Origin of the sequence: Leptospira harrisiae (assembly GCF_002811945.1) — a bacterium.
Lineage (GTDB): Bacteria > Spirochaetota > Leptospiria > Leptospirales > Leptospiraceae > Leptospira_A > Leptospira_A harrisiae.
Genome location: NZ_NPDX01000001.1, coordinates 581,833 through 599,541 on the forward strand (window position 1 = coordinate 581,833; position 17,709 = coordinate 599,541).

16 protein-coding genes are annotated in these 17,709 nt (G+C 38.6%); 9 read left to right on the forward strand and 7 right to left on the reverse strand.

What is annotated here, in order from left to right; translation table 11 throughout:
- Positions 1-133 precede the first annotated feature (133 nt).
- Together CH364_RS02750 and CH364_RS02755 are read right to left on the reverse strand one after the other, a co-directional pair.
- On the reverse strand, positions 134-592 hold the full coding sequence (locus CH364_RS02750; protein ID WP_100743359.1) for a putative lipoprotein: 459 nt from the start codon (positions 590-592) through the stop codon (positions 134-136).
- Between the two features lie 75 nt (positions 593-667).
- Complete coding sequence (locus CH364_RS02755) at positions 668-2,554, reverse strand: glycoside hydrolase family 36 protein (RefSeq protein ID WP_100742112.1); 1,887 nt, start codon at positions 2,552-2,554, stop codon at positions 668-670.
- 54 nt (positions 2,555-2,608) lie between these two features.
- Here CH364_RS02755 and CH364_RS02760 point away from each other — a divergent pair, with 54 nt between their 5' ends.
- Positions 2,609-3,247, forward strand: coding sequence for a ribonuclease D (locus tag CH364_RS02760; RefSeq protein WP_100742113.1), 639 nt, complete (start codon positions 2,609-2,611; stop codon positions 3,245-3,247).
- Positions 3,247-4,614 carry a DNA repair protein RadA gene (radA, locus tag CH364_RS02765; protein WP_100742114.1) on the forward strand — a complete coding sequence of 456 codons (1,368 nt, stop codon included), beginning with the start codon at positions 3,247-3,249 and terminating at the stop codon, positions 4,612-4,614. Before CH364_RS02760 ends, radA begins: the two co-directional genes overlap by 1 nt.
- 14 nt (positions 4,615-4,628) lie before the next feature.
- Here the strand turns inward: radA and CH364_RS02770 are convergent, their stop codons facing one another.
- Positions 4,629-5,489 (reverse strand): heparin lyase I family protein, encoded by an 861-nt coding sequence (locus tag CH364_RS02770; RefSeq protein ID WP_100742115.1) that lies wholly within the window; start codon positions 5,487-5,489, stop codon positions 4,629-4,631.
- 230 nt (positions 5,490-5,719) lie between these two features.
- Between CH364_RS02770 and CH364_RS02775 the strand changes: the two genes are divergently transcribed.
- Complete coding sequence (locus tag CH364_RS02775; protein WP_100742116.1) at positions 5,720-6,631, forward strand: esterase/lipase family protein; 912 nt, start codon at positions 5,720-5,722, stop codon at positions 6,629-6,631.
- A 94-nt stretch (positions 6,632-6,725) separates the two neighbouring features.
- The gene (locus CH364_RS02780; RefSeq protein ID WP_100742117.1) at positions 6,726-7,748 is read left to right on the forward strand and encodes a lipase secretion chaperone; all 1,023 of its coding nucleotides are present in this window, start codon (positions 6,726-6,728) and stop codon (positions 7,746-7,748) included.
- 35 nt (positions 7,749-7,783) lie between these two features.
- On the opposite strand, the gene CH364_RS02785 is transcribed toward CH364_RS02780, so the two are convergent.
- Positions 7,784-8,746, reverse strand: coding sequence for a putative glycoside hydrolase (locus CH364_RS02785; protein WP_100742118.1), 963 nt, complete (start codon positions 8,744-8,746; stop codon positions 7,784-7,786).
- Between the two features lie 86 nt (positions 8,747-8,832).
- Here CH364_RS02785 and CH364_RS02790 point away from each other — a divergent pair, with 86 nt between their 5' ends.
- Entirely contained in the window at positions 8,833-9,396 is a 564-nt protein-coding gene (locus tag CH364_RS02790) for a hypothetical protein (protein WP_100742119.1), read from the forward strand.
- Between the two features lie 118 nt (positions 9,397-9,514).
- On the forward strand, positions 9,515-10,456 hold the full coding sequence (locus CH364_RS02795) for a histone deacetylase family protein (protein ID WP_100742120.1): 942 nt from the start codon (positions 9,515-9,517) through the stop codon (positions 10,454-10,456).
- Between the two features lie 2 nt (positions 10,457-10,458).
- On the opposite strand, the gene CH364_RS02800 is transcribed toward CH364_RS02795, so the two are convergent.
- The 3 genes from CH364_RS02800 to CH364_RS02810 form a co-directional block, all read right to left on the reverse strand.
- On the reverse strand, positions 10,459-11,736 hold the full coding sequence (locus CH364_RS02800) for an esterase/lipase family protein (protein WP_100742121.1): 1,278 nt from the start codon (positions 11,734-11,736) through the stop codon (positions 10,459-10,461).
- Positions 11,737-12,076: 340 nt separating this feature from the next.
- Entirely contained in the window at positions 12,077-13,393 is a 1,317-nt protein-coding gene (locus CH364_RS02805) for a DUF1554 domain-containing protein (RefSeq protein ID WP_100742122.1), read from the reverse strand.
- 76 nt (positions 13,394-13,469) lie between these two features.
- Positions 13,470-15,074 carry an NADP-dependent glyceraldehyde-3-phosphate dehydrogenase gene (locus tag CH364_RS02810; protein WP_100742123.1) on the reverse strand — a complete coding sequence of 535 codons (1,605 nt, stop codon included), beginning with the start codon at positions 15,072-15,074 and terminating at the stop codon, positions 13,470-13,472.
- A gap of 84 nt (positions 15,075-15,158) precedes the next feature.
- Here CH364_RS02810 and CH364_RS02815 point away from each other — a divergent pair, with 84 nt between their 5' ends.
- From CH364_RS02815 to CH364_RS02825, 3 genes are all read left to right on the forward strand, one after another.
- Positions 15,159-15,341, forward strand: a complete 183-nt coding sequence (locus tag CH364_RS02815; RefSeq protein ID WP_100720202.1) for a hypothetical protein — start codon at positions 15,159-15,161, stop codon at positions 15,339-15,341.
- A gap of 71 nt (positions 15,342-15,412) precedes the next feature.
- Complete coding sequence (locus CH364_RS02820) at positions 15,413-16,591, forward strand: MaoC family dehydratase (protein WP_100742124.1); 1,179 nt, start codon at positions 15,413-15,415, stop codon at positions 16,589-16,591.
- A 9-nt stretch (positions 16,592-16,600) separates the two neighbouring features.
- Entirely contained in the window at positions 16,601-17,623 is a 1,023-nt protein-coding gene (locus CH364_RS02825; protein ID WP_100742125.1) for an MBL fold metallo-hydrolase, read from the forward strand.
- Positions 17,624-17,709 lie beyond the last annotated feature (86 nt).

A 17,709-nucleotide genomic window follows, 5' to 3' on the forward strand; every position in this document is an offset into this window, starting at 1 on the left:
GAATTTGCATTGATATATAAAAAACCAAAAGGATTTTGATTTGTTTTAGAATGTACGGGAAAAAAAATAAAAAAATAGGTAAGTAAAAATAATAAGGAATGGGCGGTATTTCTCCGCCCCCAGGTGATCTGAATTATAGATTGTACCCGTTTAAGATCAGTTTTGCGACTGTCCCATTTTGTTTTGCTACATCATCGGCAACCGTTTTCATTTCAGAAGGAGAAAGGTTTGCTTGTTTTAATCCCTGTCCAATGGCAATATAAGTTGCACTGTTTGATCTCCAAGCAACAACACCATGAGATTTCGCAATCAAAGAAAGTTGGTTTTCTAATTCTTGTTTTTGGTTTTCGTAACGAATTTGTAAAGCAACGCTTGCAATGATATCTTCTTTGTACTCGTTCATTGCTTTTTCTTTTCCGCTATCAGAGATAGAAGAAATACTATTCGAAACTGATTTTACTAGTGCAGAAGCAGAATCAGAAACAGAAACTCCTAATCGACTGATACTTCCTGAAGCCGAATCAAGAATGGAGCAGTTGTTAAATGAAAGTAAGACCGCAATCACGGAAACTATACTCAAATGTTTGATCATACGCATAAAAAACCTCTTACGACGAATTGCAAAGATTCTAAATCAAATATACAACCCGTCAATTAATTTTCTGAGTCAAACGGCAACTACCACAGATCCAAATGCAGGTAAAGTGATTTCAAAGTGACCACCAATCATCCTTAGATTTACCATTGTCCCTGTCCAGAAGTCCAAAAATGGCTCTTTAGTTTTTAACCCTTGAGGAATCAACACTCGAATCGTACGTTCTTCTTCAGACGGATTCCAAATTCCAAGGTAACCGGCTGGATTGTACATGGCACTTGGGAATTCTTCTTCAAAGATCCCAATTGGGATTGGCGTATAACCCTGGCATTCTCTATTGAGTTGAAACGCTTTTTTTAACAGATCCAAACGATCTGTTTCCAGTTTTGTCAAATCATCCGAAACAAGCAACATCCCGCCTGACACTGCCATGACGGATGCCATTAATTTGGTTTGTGCTTCATTCATTTTGTTTCTTTTTTTACGAACGAGTAAACAATCAGGATCATTCAGCCATAGATGTCGGTGCATCGAAGAACGAGTGATATCGTTGATGAGAGCCGTCCTCGTGCAGAGTGCATCTCTGTCTTTTAAGAAAACACGTAATTTCTCTGGATACCAAAAAGGAGCAACATCACAAGAGATTCGCATCCCATCAAAAATTCCAACGGACGGTAACATGGGAGCGCCACAGCCAAGTAAAAAAGTATTTTTTCCTACTACTTTACGAATGAGTTCTAATGCATTTCTATATCTTGCTTGTGGCGATAAACTTTTGTTATATACATCGCCTGGCAATAGACCTGCGTAAAGAAAATCTAATTTTAAATATGGGTAACCCCATTCTTTAACAAGTGTAGAAAAAACTTTTTCTAGATAAGCGAGAGCTGTTGGGTGTGTGATATCCAGGGCATAAGTATAACCTCTTCCCCAAAGTGGTTGGTAAATAGCAGGAACAGGTTTTCCATTTTGGTCTTTGAGGATGGCCTCTGGATATTTACGAAAGAATTCTGATTTTTTACGTACAAGGAAAGGGGCAAGCCAGATCCCAGGTTTTAAACCGACACGTTTGATTTCGTCAGCCAGAATTCTCATTCCTCCTGGAAACTTATCATTGGGTACAAGCCAATCTCCGATTTCTTTTTGGTATCCGTCGTCTATCTGAAAGAATTCAAAAGGTAAGTTTAATTCTCTAACTTTTGTTAAATTGTCTAATATGGTTTTTTGGTCAATTTTTGTATAATAATAATACCAAGAACACCAACCAGTGGGAACTTTTTTCGGGAAATTACCTGGACCTTCTTTGTTTCCTAACTCTTCGAAGTATTTTGCTAGTTTTCCTTCTGGATTTCCTTTAAAAGGAAGGACTTTGATTTTTGCAATACTGAGTTTGGCATTAGGGCGAAGGTCAGGCAAACAATGAATATCGTAAATGACTTTAACGGATGTTATGTTTCCTGATTCTCCAAAGACCACTTCGAATTTTGTTCCGAATTCTCCCTGTTCGATGGGAGCATACAAAACACCATTTCCAGTTTCCTTATTAAAAACAAGAGTTAGGTATTCAGAAATAAACTTTCCTACTTTTGATTCATGTTTTGAATAAATATTCTCTTGGGAGTATTGCAAAAAAGATAAAAAAGGAGGTTTGTCTACAGAAGTAGGTTCTACCTTTCTTGAAATGGACCAGGATTGGTATCCATGTTGGAATAAAGAATAACCGCCCCCATCCGGAAGAATGGATAATTCCAATTCCAAATGGTCTACTGAAAATCCCACTTCGGGCCTTGTGGATTCACGCCAAATGAGTTTGGGACTGAGGACAGTACCAGTTTTGGTGTCCGAAGTCGAAGGAAGTAATAGTTCGAATTTTTTACATTCGGATTGGTAAACTCCTGCCTTAACTGGTAGGAAGTTAGAAATGGTGACGGAATTATGAACTCTGTATTGAATTTTCATCTTGGAAAAATCTATTTGATGATTTTGTTAGGGTGGTTTCCATAGTAAGCCATTATGACCCAAAAACGTTCAACTATAAAACCAGTCGTCCTCCAGGGTGACCTGAACGAAGATTTCTTTGAAGCTTTTAAAAAGGATGACCGGTTGGCCGTGGACTGTGAAATGATGGGACTCAATCCCAGAAGGGACAGGCTCTGCGTCGTACAAATTTCCGATTCTAAAAATAAAGTCGCACTCGTTCAAATCCTTCCTGGCCAAAAAGAGGCCTCAAACATTCAAAAATTGTTTGAATCCAAAGATATCACAAAAATTTTTCATTTCGCCAGAATGGACATGACCTTCTTACGTGCAAGGCTTGGCATCAAAGTACAAAATGTATTTTGTACGAAAATTGGAAGTAAACTTGCACGTACCTATACCGACAAACATGGGTTAAAAGAACTCATTCGTGAATTTTTTGAAGAAAACATAGATAAAAAAAATCAAAGTTCTGATTGGGGAAAGAAGATCCTCACGAAAGACCAAGTAGATTATGCTTCAACGGATGTTCGGTTTTTAATTGCTCTTGAATCCATCCTAACAGAGATGATGATCCGCGAAAACCGATTTGCTCTTGCAGAACGTTGTTTTGGATTTTTAGAAACCCAAGTGGAACTTGATCTTTTAGAAGTACCAAATCTTTTCGAACACTGATGGCAAAAAAACAACTCCCCCAATACCAATGTAAATCCTGTGGGGATAGTTTCAGCAGGTGGGCAGGGAAATGCCCTTCTTGCGGGGAATGGAACCAAATTGAAGAAGTAGGAAATACTTCTTCGGGAAGATTTGATTCTCCTATTTCACTAAAACCAAAAGATAGAAAATATACAGATCCTAAATCCATAGGTTCTGTGGTGAGTGATGCTCACTTTCGCACCTCTACTGGTTTTAGCGAATTGGATTTGGTTCTTGGTGGTGGAATTGTTCCCGGTAGTTTGGTGTTAGTTGGTGGAGAGCCTGGAGTGGGTAAGTCCACTTTGGTTTTAGAAATCGCCAAAAACATTGCAAACGAAGGTACTGTTTTATACATTTCTGGTGAAGAGTCTGCTTCACAAATAGGACTTCGAGCAAAACGTATGGGAGTCACATCAGAGAACATTTTATTATCTTCTGAAGTGTATGCGGAAAATATTTCACAAATGGTCACCGACTTAAAACCCAAAGTGGTTTTTGTTGACTCTATCCAAACCATTCTGAAAGAAAGTTTGGTCAACCAAGCAGGAACCATTACGCAACTAAGAGAATCTTCGCAAATTTTTTTAGAGACCGCCAAACGTACGTCAGTACCCATTTTTCTTATTGGTCATATCACAAAAGAAGGGCAAATCGCGGGTCCAAAAGTTTTGGAACATTTGGTAGATACGGTTTTGTATTTTGAAGGAGACAGGTTTAATTATTACCGCATCCTTCGTGCTGTTAAAAATAGATTTGGTGCCGTAGGTGACACTGCTATTTTTGAAATGGTATCAGGTGGTTTAAAACAAGTACTCGACCGTCATCGTTTGTTTATCTCTCCTGAATCAGAAGAAAGATCTGGTAGTGTTTTGTCTTCCGTGATGGAAGGATCTCGCGCTATTAGTGTAGAAGTGCAGGCTCTTGTCACTAAGTCATCTTATGGGCAAGCGCGTCGTATGGCAGAAGGTTTAGACAATCGTCGTGTAATTTTACTTTCGGCTGTTCTTGAAAAGTATTTAGGATTTCCTTTATCTGAATCAGATATCTTCAGTAATCTTGCTGGAGGGCTTAGCATTGATGAACCAAGTCTCGACTTAGCCATTGCTGCATCCATTGCTTCTTCTTTTAAAGACAAACCAGTTTCTAGAGAAATAGGATTTCTTGGAGAAGTGGGTCTTTCTGGAGAAGTGAGGAGTGTGGGCCAAATCAGTTTGCGACTGAAAGAATTGGCAGGAATTGGAATTTCCAAAGTGTTCATCCCACAAGGAAATTTTAAAGAAGTAGAAGGGTTATTTTCTTCTATAGAACTCACACCGGTCAAACATCTACAAGAGTTAGGTTTCTGAGTTTGCCCGTTTCTTTAGGGACAAACAGATACTTCTTCTATTCTCAAATCATCATTAAAAATTGTTCCTGAACTCACAGTCGGTGAAGCGTAGAGTCCAAAATGAGCTTGTTCTAATACGCCACATCCTCCGGAAACACTCGCTGTAGAGATTAAAGTTCCATCCATCCACACTTTGGCCAATCCCCCCGAAGGTGAAAGGTCAAGACAGGTTGTGAGTTTTGTCCACTGCCTTTGTGGAAAACTGGTATTTGTATTTTGGAAAGTATGTTGGTTTTGGTTGTGATTAGGAACATGCATTAAATAAACATAATTTTTTGAATCTGTGTTCACAAGAACCACTCGCCTCCATTGGTCACTTGGATCTGCAGAAAAAGTTGCAAAACTAAACCAGTCAACACTGTTCGGTAGATTCATATCCAAGTAGGCATAAAACTCAACCAAAACTGGTGTTTTAAATCCACCTGACGGAAGTTTGTTGAGCTGGATGGTTGGATACCCTCTATGGTTACAATTTTGTGGATAAAAACAACTGGGGCCTACGGATAAAATAGATGCTTTATGGGAATATGTGCCTGTACGTTTTTGTTCCGTACTTTGTCCATGGGTGGCAACCGATTGGTAAGGTGAGGGAACAATATAAAAAGCAGAAAATTCGGAAGCCGACTCAAAGCTAGTTTGGAAGATCCTTCCTTGTTGGGTTTTTGTCAATTGTTCACTTGTGCAAGTGATGGTGGTGGCTGCTTGGTACGCAAGTAAGGTTCCCGCTAAAATCCCTGTTGTTTGGTCTTCTGCATTTTTTTGGCACTGAATAAGTAGGGTGGTTAGCCCCAAACAAATTCCTAAAAAGAGGAGGTTTTGCCATTGGTTTCTCATTGTTCCCTTCAAAGCCTATAGACGAACTAAGTTCTTAAAAAACAGTCTCCCATTTGGTTTCTCCAATTCCATTGCGGCAAATACTAGAAATCGCACCTAAGACGAGAGAACATACAGTGTTAACTAAGAACATCGTTCCGAAACATTTGACCTTAATTTGCCATAAGTTATTGACTGGTGTCATTCTTATGGATTTATATTGTAAAAAACATAGAAAGTTCAGGTGAAATATGAAAAAGAAAATCTTGATTGGGTTTTTAGCGACCCTTCTCTCCGTGCCCACCTCCGGTCTGTTTGCCGGTCCTCTTGACGGTCAGTGCATTGCACTTGTCCATGGAATCCTTGGTTTTGACGACACCCAAGGTTTAGCTGGTGGACTTGTAAAGTATTGGGGAGGCCTAGATGGTTACCTTCGTAGCCAAGGTGCAAAAGTCACAACTCCTGGAAGTTCGGCTACCAACTCCATTCCCACTCGCGCAAGCCAAATCCAATCTTCTGTATCTACTTGGATGACAGCAAATGGTTGTTCTAAGGTGCATTTGATGGGCCATAGCCAAGGTGGACTTGTTGTTCGTTATATGGTTTCCAACTTAGGTTTTGCTGGAAAAACACAAACGGTTACTTCCATCAATTCCCTTCACCAAGGAGCTCCTATGGCTGACATCGTTCTAGCTGCGATTCCTGGTTGGTTGCAACCTTTTGCAAATTCAGCACTCAGCCTACTTGCAAAATTAGTTTATCGCGATGGTCGTCCGCAAGATGTAATTGCAATGGGAAAATCACTAACTGTAAGTTATGTGAAGACTTTTAATTCAAATTCACCAAATGCATCAGGAATCAAATACTACTCTTATGGAAGTGAAATGGCTTGGGCAGACCTCATCCAACACCCAATCATGGCACTCACACACCCAATTACTTGGGCTGGTGGATTGTATTATGGTTTAGGTGGAGGCAATGATGGTGTGGTTCCATTGAATTCTCAAAAATGGGGAGCTTGGAAAGGAACACCTTCTTCTTATTGGTTTGCTACTGGCATTGACCACTTACAAGCTACAAACTTAGCTTGGAGCGGACAAAACTATTATGATGTGCAAGGTTGGTACTTAAACATCGCAAAAAACGCAAAAGCTGGTTTATAAAAACCCGCTGTAAAAGCCGGATGATCATCCGGCTTTTTTATTTCTAAACAATTTCAATACAATTAGCTCCAAATTAGGTTTTTATACATTCAGAATGGATTTTAAAAAAATTATTATTATCGTTGTAGTATTTCTTTTTTTCTTCTTGGGTTTACTTTACTTTTTAAAACAAAACTCCGTTACAAACCAATCTAAACAAACGCTCAGTCCAGAAGAACAAATGGCTATGGATCGTATTTCCCCGCTTGGAACCGGAGAAGGTTTTTGGGATGAAGCTATCTCTCCATTTAGGGAAGATCGAACCAAACCTTATCTAGAGTTATTAGAAGATTTGAGAACAGGTAGAGTCAATTTTGTTTGGGAAGTATGGGCCTTGCGGCGCAAATGCAAATCGGAATATACACCTGATCAGTGTAATGCGACAATTCTTGCTTATCTTGATTCGGAATACGAATCTCCTGATAAAGAAAAAATTAAAGATTTATTCCTATCATACTTTCGTTATGAAGAAGAATATCGAAAGTGGGAACAACCAACCGACTTACCATTTGTTGAATTGTATGAAAAAATTAAAGCCAAACGAAGGGATGTCCTTGGGGAAAAGGCAGATTTAGTTTTTGGAATGGAAGAATCGCAGGTTTCTTTTTTAGAAGGAACACAGAATTTTATCAAACAATCAAACAATTTACCTGCAGACCAACGAGTGAAACAATTTGAAGACCTAAAGAAAAAAACATATGGATCTTATTATGATGCATTGGTCTCAAGAGAAGATAAATTCGATCATTACCAGTTGGAAATGACTCTTCGTGATAAAGAGTTCAATGCGATCACTGATCCAAAAGAAAAAGAAAAATACCTAAATAAGATAGAAACCAAATATTTTGGAAAAGAAAGAGCTGCTAGTTTATCTGAAGAAAGGGCAAAGGAGACAAAATTTCATGAATCAATTGCCAAGTATGAATCTAAAGAAAAGGAATTTTTAAAAGAAAATTCTGGTCTTTCTTCTCAAGAAAAAGAGAAGAAACTGAAAGAACTAAGGATTCAAGTTTTGGGTTCGGAAGAAGAAGCAGATGCCTATATCAGGCGTAAAAATATAGAAGAAGCGGGAAAGTGAACTCCCGCTTTTAAATTAAACAAAACAGATTTGATTTAGTTTTCGTTTTTTGTTACATTTTGGTTGTTGGGAGTGGGTTCTGATTTGTACTTTTCGTATGCATTCATAGTGTCGATGTATTCGTTACCGGCATTCCAAACAATGAATCCATGACCTAACGAGTCTTTTGCTCCTTGCATTTGTACTTTGATATAATCAGTATAAGTTAATTTACTTGGACCTACCATCATATTGAACCCTTGTACCCAAGCTATGGCTTTTGTTCCTTGTTTGGCACGTTTGACCGTAAGGTCTAGTCCATCCTTAATGGTTCCATAAGGGTCCGCAACTCGTTTCGTTAATCCGTAAAAATGAGATGGATATAACATGGGATAAAGTCCATTGAGCTCTTCACTAAACGGTTCTACTTTTTGACCAATCACATCATTTTCAATAAAAGGAACTCTTCCAAATATATCCGCTGTCCAACGAGTTTCTTTCGAACAACTGTCTTTGGTTTTTTCTTTGTGATCTTTTATGATTCCCAGAATGGATTCATAACGTTTTTCATAACTCATACTGAAATTAGTTCCACCATCAGCATATCTTATATAATCCAGTTGAATTTCTGGAAATCCTAACTCACAAGCTTTGCGAATGGATTTTTGAATTGTTGCCATAAGGTTTACGTTAGGTGTTTTTTCTATGAGTCCACCTTCAAAGTTCACCACTCTGGCCACCATATAAAATCCTAATGCTTTTGCTTCTGCAACTTGTTCAGGAGTTGGTGGATAAGGTTGCATATCGACAACTGCAGTGTTCATTCCTGCATCTTTCATCACTTGGAACAACAAACTCCATCGTTTTTTATCTCGTATGGTTTTGGTATTGATGTAGAGTCCTTCAATAAAGTCAGGTGTAATTCCTGAGGAATCTGCATTTTGCCGTCTTTCGGTTCTGGTAGTCGACTGGCAGGATAGGAAGAATAAAAGTAGGAGAAAAAGTGTTGCCGGTTTCATGGTAGTAATGACAAGAATTTGGATTGGTTCTGAAAATTCAAATCGAATCGATTGACGAAAATCACTGGCTCTAAGAAAATTTGGGCATGTTAGAAATTTCCAATGACTTCAATTTAAAATCTTACGGAAGATTTCCAGAAGAAATATCGGATCCCAAAAGTTTTAAAGACCGTATGGTAGAAGTTTCCCGGCTATTTCAAGCTATGGGGGAATCGTATTTACAACATTTAGGTGACGATTCCAAAATCAGTGGGTCAGAAAAGAAGTATCTCATTGAGTATTTAGAAAACATTTTACTTGTTCTTGTGATGTTGCGTAAAATTGATTTTTCCCCTGTTGATGAAGAAACATACATTCGAAAGGACCGCGGATTATTTGAAATTAGGTTGAGATTTACGGAAGGATCTGTTTGGGAACTTTCCGGATCCATCAAACCAGAATACAAAATGAAACAAAGAACATTTAAAGAATGGTTTAATACATCATTTTCAGCCGATATCAAAACATTTTATGCAATTTATGGAAATGCTGGACTCGATCAACAAATTACAACTGAAGAAAAAATTCAGATCACAAAACAAATTGATCGAATCATTTCAGAGATCGTAGAAATGATTGTATTTATTGAACGGTTTATGTTGTTTCAATAATTAAAATCCAAAAATAGCGATAGATGTTGAGATCTTAGTAATATGGGATTTAATTCACAATCTAGCGATTTTTTATGAAAAACAATTCTGGAAATTATTGATAAACAGGAGGTCCGCAATGGAGTCTTTAAAAACGGGAATTTCGTTTCATAAAGAATTTTTAAAACACAATACTGGTCCAGGACATCCAGAAACTCATGGACGACTAGAGTCAATTTTAGACCACATTTCTGATTTGCCTTCGAAGAATTTTTTATGGTCAAAAGATTTTAAAGAAGCCCCTCTATCTGTTATTTCATCAATCCATAATACAGATTACGTTCGTTTGGTGGGGAGAGCCTGTGAGGAAAAAGGTGCTGGTTATTTAGATGGCGATACTGTTTTTTCTTCTCATTCTTATCTTGCCGCTAGTCTAGCGGTGGGTGCAGGGCTTCATCTTGCAGATGAAGTTTTGTCTGGTAATTTGAGAAATGGAATGGCACTGGTTCGCCCGCCTGGTCATCATGCGGAAACCGATCATGCAATGGGATTTTGTATTTTTAATAATATCGCAATTACTGCTAAATATTTACAGGCAAAAGGTGTTAATCGTTTGTTGATTTTAGATTGGGACGTACATCATGGAAACGGCACCCAACATCAGTTCTACGAAGATGATTCTGTTTATTTTGTTTCACTTCATCAGTTCCCTTTTTATCCCGGTACAGGAGCATTAACAGAGCGAGGAAAAGGGAAGGGTTTTGGTACCACTTTAAATATTCCACTAGCAAGAGGTGCAGGGGAATTTGAATATCTATCTAATTTTGAATCCATTCATAGAGAAATGGAAAATTTCCAACCAGAGTTTGTTTTGGTATCAGCAGGGTTTGATGCACATAAAAAAGATCCACTAGGTGGAATGAATTTATCTACCTCTTCGTTTGAAATTTTTACAAAAGAAGTACAGAGAATTGCAAATACTTATTCTAATGGTAAACTCATTTCCTTTTTAGAAGGAGGATATGATTTTCAAGCTCTTGCGGAATCAGTAAGATTACATTTGGAAACCTTGGCAACTTAAACTTAAATCTTAGGTGCCTCACCAAAAACTTCCTTTACCCAATGAATCAGTGGCCTTGCGCTTATGATTGAAAAATGGTTCTGTTTATTTAACTCTAATGTTCGTAAAGTGGGGTTTGTTTTTTTATTAAAAACCTTATCTGTCAAATAGGTAAGACTTTTTTTCTCTACGATCCCATCACCTAGAAAGTTTTGTAACGGATTTTCGACACCTTCCATTAGAGCATAAGCTTGGTATACGTCCACATCATCCAATTCGCCAAAGTAGGTTTCTCCGAAGTAACCCGAAATGGTTTCCATCCAACCTTTTTCCTCTTTTCGGATGAGGCCAAAAGATAAATCTTTGATAGCATCACTACGAAGATTACCAATCATCCCAATGATTTTCAAAGCGACATTTGGACTTTTTTCAAATAAAAATCCAAGCCAAAAACCAATTTTTTCCAAATACGAACCTTTGTTTGGTGCTGCAATCAAAACTACTTTCCCAAATCGATTGAGCCATTCTTTGTTTTCTAATTTTGCATGGTATAAACAAGAGCGGAAGATTAAACAGCCCAAACTATAACAAATGATATCCGGTTTTATGTTTGGATCTTCATTAAAAAAAACGTCCAAGAGGTGCATTAATTTTTTTCCATTTTCGTGGATCGGAAGTCCATGGTTGTATCTCAAATAAAATGGGTAGTAACCAATTTCTTGTAAATCAGTAGCAAGTCCAGGTGAGGTGATTTTTCTGTCTTTGTATTCAACGACTTGTTCTTGCCAGACCGTTTCATCCGTAAATAATCCAGGTAAAAATAAAACGGATTTTGTTTTTTTAGAATCCTTAAATTCTTCTATGGTTTCCTTTGCAGTAATATCTTTTCCAAAAGTTCTAAAACTCATGTCAATCTTTGTCAGTTTGAATTTTTGATTATGAGAACTTCCAAGAATACTTGAAACCATACGGTTATCAAATATCATATCATCGCTTTGTTTGGCAGTTAGTTCTACTTTGAAGAGTGCTTTGTCAAAGGCTTGGTTTGTTTGTTCAATTGTCTTTTGTAAACTTTCGTTTGATTTGTGGCCAGTTTCCTTAACTTGGACTCCAGCTTTTTGTAAAGCCTCTCGCCATTCGGGTTTATAAAAGAAAGCATTCGATAGTAAATCCAGTCCTCCACCTGTGCTTGTTAGGCTTCCTTTGACAAGAAATTGGACACCTTTTAGTAGGGAGTCAGTTGTCTTTTGGGTTAGGGATACTGTTTTCCCAGCTAGGGAATTAATGAGTATTTGGATCACGGGGAAAGATTGTAACCCAGTTTCTTTGGAAAGCGAGTGAAAAAAGTAAGTGAGTTACGTTTTCCAGTCAGGTTCGAAATCAATTGGGTGTAAAAAGAAAACAGCGTAAAAAAGGGAGGGGTGGGAAATCGAAATTATCTAGAAATTGAAAGTGGCTGGAATTAGAAAATCGCTGAACTAGGTAAGCTAGTAGAAAAGGAAAGAGACAACGAGAATCATTAGAAATACAAAAGTGAAAGTCGACACCATTCATCAAAAAATTATGGGGCAGTGAAAGTAAATGGGTCTCCTCGAAATAACATTTTTATCATATGAGTCATTCAAATTGAATTTGGGAAATTTATTGTTCTACACAAACTAGGTAGTTGAGGCTAGCGCAAGATACACCACTCGCTCCATTTCGGAATGCGGTGTAATCATTCGAATTGGAGTTTCCCACTCTGCCACCTTCCGATGCAGGAGAGGTCGCAGATCCACTAGTCCAATTCGAACAAGTATTTGTAACTTGTGCAGACGCAACTTGCCAATAAAAATTAGGTGTGGCAAGGCCTGTCCAATAGGTTTTGAGTAATCCAGAATCGAAAGACTCGCTCATTGTGTAAGGTGCTGTTGAAAAAATACTCGAAGATGCCGGTAGGATTCCTGCCGTATTAGGAGTAAATAAAAATGCTGAGTCACTGGCACGAACGTAATATTTACCAAACTGAAAAACCCAATCGGTATTCTCTCCAGAATTTGTGCAATTTCCCGTAGTGTCGCAAGCAACTCTTGCTCCACCATCTGTTGTTAACATTGCTTTATAAGTTCCAGTCGATGGTTTGTTTGCATCGGCATTGCATTTTAAGTCGGCACCAGCTGGGCCATTGGCAGCCGCCCCTTGTAGATTCCCATCAAAAGTCGCTGCTGTGATAAAAACTTTATAAACTGTTGGTTCAATTTGGATCGAAATGTTATGAGTATCGGAATCGGTACCGTTTGTAGCAGTGACTGCGTAGGAGGAGGACGGTAGTGTGCCACTAGTAGGTGTTCCAGAAATCACACAATTGCTCGCATTCAAACTCAATCCAGTGGGAAGAGTTGGAGTCACAGAACAATTGGTAATTACAAAGGTGATAGAAGGAGTGAGAGTTGGTGCCGCCACAGCATTCTGAAATATAAACGAATTCCCTGTATAGGCCAAATAGATATTCTGATGGCTGACGGAGACTGCACCGCTCGTGTTATAAAACGGATCGACACTCGTGGCAGAGATTGAGAGAGAAGAAGAATCTAAAATTTGTGTTGTAGATGCCAAACTTATGGTTTGTACCACATTGTAATTTGCAGGTGTAAAAGTGAGAGTCGTTGGACTCGGTGAAGTTGCCGAACCATTGATTGTCATTTTAGTAGTGGAAAATGTAAATGAGATGGTTACGTTTGCTGTCGGTAATTTGACCAAAGAAATTCCGAAGTTTTGCGGTGTTCCATATTTCAATAAAATACTTGTACTGGATACATTGATTTTTGCAGAGGATGACACAGAAACAGAGGAAGATGAAGTAACGATGGGATTCAGGCCACTGATGAGCGTAAAAAGCAACTCATCTCGTGGATTCACTTGGTTACAGGAAAGAAACCAACCCAAAAAAAGGAAGGATACGAACAATTTCCAACGCATGTTTAGTACAACCTCCCTTATCCTCTAAAACAATTTAGGGATTTACCTTTCTCAAGTATCGGAGAAAGAAAGTGAGTTACAAGTGAAATTCTTGGCTTAGGTAGTTGGAAGATCTTTCCTTCAGTACTTCTCCTAGAAGATTACGTCCCATCTCATTGTCTTTGAAGCTCACAACGGTTCGAATGGAAAATACACGAAGGGCATCGGCCACCGAAAGAGTTCCATCGGCAGAATCTTTACGGCCAGAAAAAGGAAAGGAATCTGGACCCCTTTGGCACTGTGCATTCCAATTCACACGGGCCACTTGGTTAACGAGTATATCAATGAGTTTGCCAATCGTTTTTGGATCCTTCCCAAAGACACTTGCTTGTTGGCCCATATTGGACTCATAAATGTAATTTAAAGGTTCGTCGATCGTCGAAAAGGGAACAATGGGAACCAGTGGCCCAAATTGTTCTTCATGATATAAACGTGCATTTGGTGGGACTGGCGAAAGGATTGCAGGAAACATAAACGACTCATGGATTTCTCCTCCACCTGCATTCAAAATTTTGGCGCCTTGAGTGATTGCGTCATCCAAAAGTTCCTTTAACCATTTGGTTTTTCCCTCTTCTGGGAGTGGTGTGAAGTTCACATCCTTATCCCAAGGCATACCTGCTTTCCATTTTGTTAGTTCTTCTAAATAAAGTTTTGTAAATTCATCTAAGATATCTTTGTGAACAAATAGGATTTTAAGTGCCGTACATCTTTGTCCATTATAAGCAAGTGATCCGGAAAGAATTTCAGGAACCATTGTTTTTAAATCGGTATCGGGTAAAACAATCGCAGGGTTCTTTGCGTTGAGTCCCAAAACGGATCTTAGGCGGTTGAGTTTTGGATGTTTTTTTGTGATGAGATTGGCAGTATGACTCGAACCGATAAAGGCAAAAACATCAATTTTTCCAGACTCCATAATCGGCGAAATGACTTTGGCACCATCCCCATACACTGTGTTGATGACACCTGGAGGAAAAGCTTCCTGAAAACATTCAAGTAGAGGTTGGAGTAACAACACTCCATACTTTGCTGGTTTGAAAACCACTGTATTTCCCATAAGGATGGCTGGGATGAGGGTACAAAATGTTTCATTTAAAGGGTAATTGAATGGCCCCATACAAAGAACCACACCGTAAGGAGAACGTTTGATTTGTGCAATGAGACCTCCTTCTTTGATATAATTGGAGGAAGTTGTTTCCAGTTCTTGTAAAGATTCAATTGTATCTTCAAGATATTCGATAGTTCTTTCGAATTCTTTTGTGGCATCTTTTTCTGTTTTGCCAATTTCCCACATAAGAAGTAAAATAATTTGGTCTCTTTTTCCCTTCATGAGTGTGATGAACTTCCGAACGGCATCAATACGTTCTTTTGAAGAGGCTATGGGCCAAACACCTGTTCCGTGGTTGTAAGCTTTGACGGCAGCTTCGAGTGCTAACAAACTTTGTGTTGCATCAAAATTAGGATAGGAACCTAAAATTACTTGTTCCAAGTTCCCATTTTTGTTTAAAAAGATTGGTGATTTGACAATTTGAGATTCCCCTTCCCAAATTCGTATTTCTCCATCTAAGAGGTATTCTTTTTGGTGGATGGGTTGGATCCTGTATTTTTCTGGAATGGAATCTTCGGAAGGAAAAACAAAGCTCATGATCCATGAATCGAACGGGGAGGTGACTAAAAAAGCAACATTTTACGGAAAAGATCTACCGATATAAAAAATATGGAACCATGGATGGACCAGAACAAAGAAGAGTGGGAGGCTTTGACCTTACGACTTTTCCGTCGTGTGGAAGAATTGGAATCACTCATGTTAGAAGTTCGCAGTGATTTGGTTCGTTACCGTGCCGTACGTGAAGAATGGTACCATTGGCATAGTGCTTGGAAGGAGGAATACGCCAAACGAGCAACCGGATGAGTCTGAAAAATCGTTTTCGGTAGGACCTCTCTTGGAAAATTAGTCCTATCCCATTCGAAAAAGGAATTCCCATGGCCGAAAAACCTATGTCCCCCTTTGGTGAGTTAGCTCCCAGCACACCTGCCTCTCTCTCTGATGTCAAAAAGAACATTTATGGACGATACCTCGAAGAATTCAATGTAGGTGATATCTATGTTCACCCTCGTCAATTCACTGTGGACAGAAGTTTTGCCCAAGAATTTGCCACTGTGTTTATGGATGCAAATCCACTTTACCTATCTGCAGAATATGCAAAAGCTCATGGATTTGCCGATCTTTTAGTTCATCCACTGATGGTGTTTAATTTAGCACTTTCGATTGGTGTACAAAATAACAGTGAGAAGGCGCTTGCCAACCTCGGTTATTACAACGCACAATTTTTATTACCTGTTTATCCAGGAGACACTCTTTCTTCTCGCACAAAAATTTTAGGAGTGGATGACAAGGGCCCTGAGAAACCAGGAATCGTTCATGTAAGAACACTTTGTCTGAATCAAAAAAATGAAGTGGTTTTACAATACGAACGTAAAATCATGATTTACCAATCCAATGGAAAACCAAAAGGCAATCCAAAACCGGGTGATGCTTCTGCATTCTTTCCTGAGTCAAAAACTCCCGCCCTCAAACTTCCTAACCTCAAATTCCCAACGGAAATGAAAGATGTTACTTGGGGACATACTTACTTTGAAAACTTCAAACCAGGCCAAATTTATGTTCACCAAAATGGAAGAACCATCACTGACGAACATTACCAATGGACTTTCCGCGTAGGAAACACCCACCCACTTCATTATGATAAATTGTATTCCGCAGGAATCTCTGGCCCTATGGGTGGAGAACCAGTGGTTTATGGTGGACTCGTATTTGGTTGGTTAGCTGGTATGGCATCTCGTGATATATCTGAAAACGCAATTTGGGAACTTGGATTCACTGAAGGATACCACACACAACCTGCTTTTTCTGGTGATACAGTGACCTGTATTTCTCGTATATTAACTACAGAAGACAAAGGAACTGAATACGGAATCCCTGCGGGTGAAGTTCAAATCCAATTCATCGGACTCAAAAACATCAAAGCAAACGATGCTTTGGATAAATTTGGTGCGGATCTTTTCCTCAAAGAAAACGATAAAAAGAAATTAGGAAAAGAAAAAATCCCAGAAAAAATCTTCGAAATTGAAAGAAGATTGATCATCAAAAAACAACCATAAGGTGAAAAAATGAAAGTTACCATCCCCAAACGAATTCCTGAGATGGAAGACATCGGGGATGGTGTCTTTAAAATTATCCTGCCCCAACCGTTTTACGCTCCTAACAATATCTATTTGTATCAAGGTGACGATGGTTTGACTTTAATTGATTCTGGTTATATAGAATCTATCCCGATGTTACAGGCATCTTTAAAAACTAAAGGTTTTTCATTTAAAGACATTCGTCATATCATTTATACTCACAATCATTTGGATCATATTTCCTCTTCTTTAGTTCTTAAGTCTTATGCAAAAAACGTAACCTATTACGGGTATCGTGCTATGGCTGATGGTGTCGGAAATTATTTAGAATCGATGGTGCTATTTGAAGAGGCCACGGAAGACTTGTTTCATAAAGCTTTTGGGGATAAGGAAGAACTAGATCGGATTTTGGAAGAATCTCGCCAAGGTTGGCGACAGTTTTATAGTAAATTTAGTGAAACCAAAAAAGGGGATCCTGTCTTAAGAATCGATGTCAAAATTGATCATAACGACAGTTTAGAGTTAGGTGGTAGGTTATTTCGTTTTTTGCATACACCCGGTCATAATTTGTATCATATCACGCCTGTAGATCCTTCGACGGGGATTTATTTTTCAGGAGATTTGATTATTGCCAATCTCACAGCCATTTATTCGGAAATGGATGGAAGTTTGGGTGATTATTATTTTACACTTTCCAAACTTTTAGAAGAGCCCATTAAACGAATGTTACCTGCCCATGGTAGTGAAATAGAAGATCCGAAAAAAACGATTACTCTTGTAAAAAAAACATTAAGTATCCTTGAAAAAGGAGTCCTTCGCCGCCTCAGAGAAGGGGAATCTGATTTAAAAGTGCTAATGGAAGCAGCCATTGGAAAAAAAGTCCATAACGGTGGCCATTTACCAACAGCTCTTGGACTTGTGTATAGCATCATCCAGAAATTAGTTTTAGAAGGATTAATTCGTATCGAAAAAAGGGAAAATGGATACGAAGTTTTTCATTTTGTAGGTTGAGTATCGTTTGTTGCGGTAATTCAGTTTTTTTGGATACTATGACAAATAATCTTTCTGTTGCTCGTTTGCATAAGCAGGTTATCTGT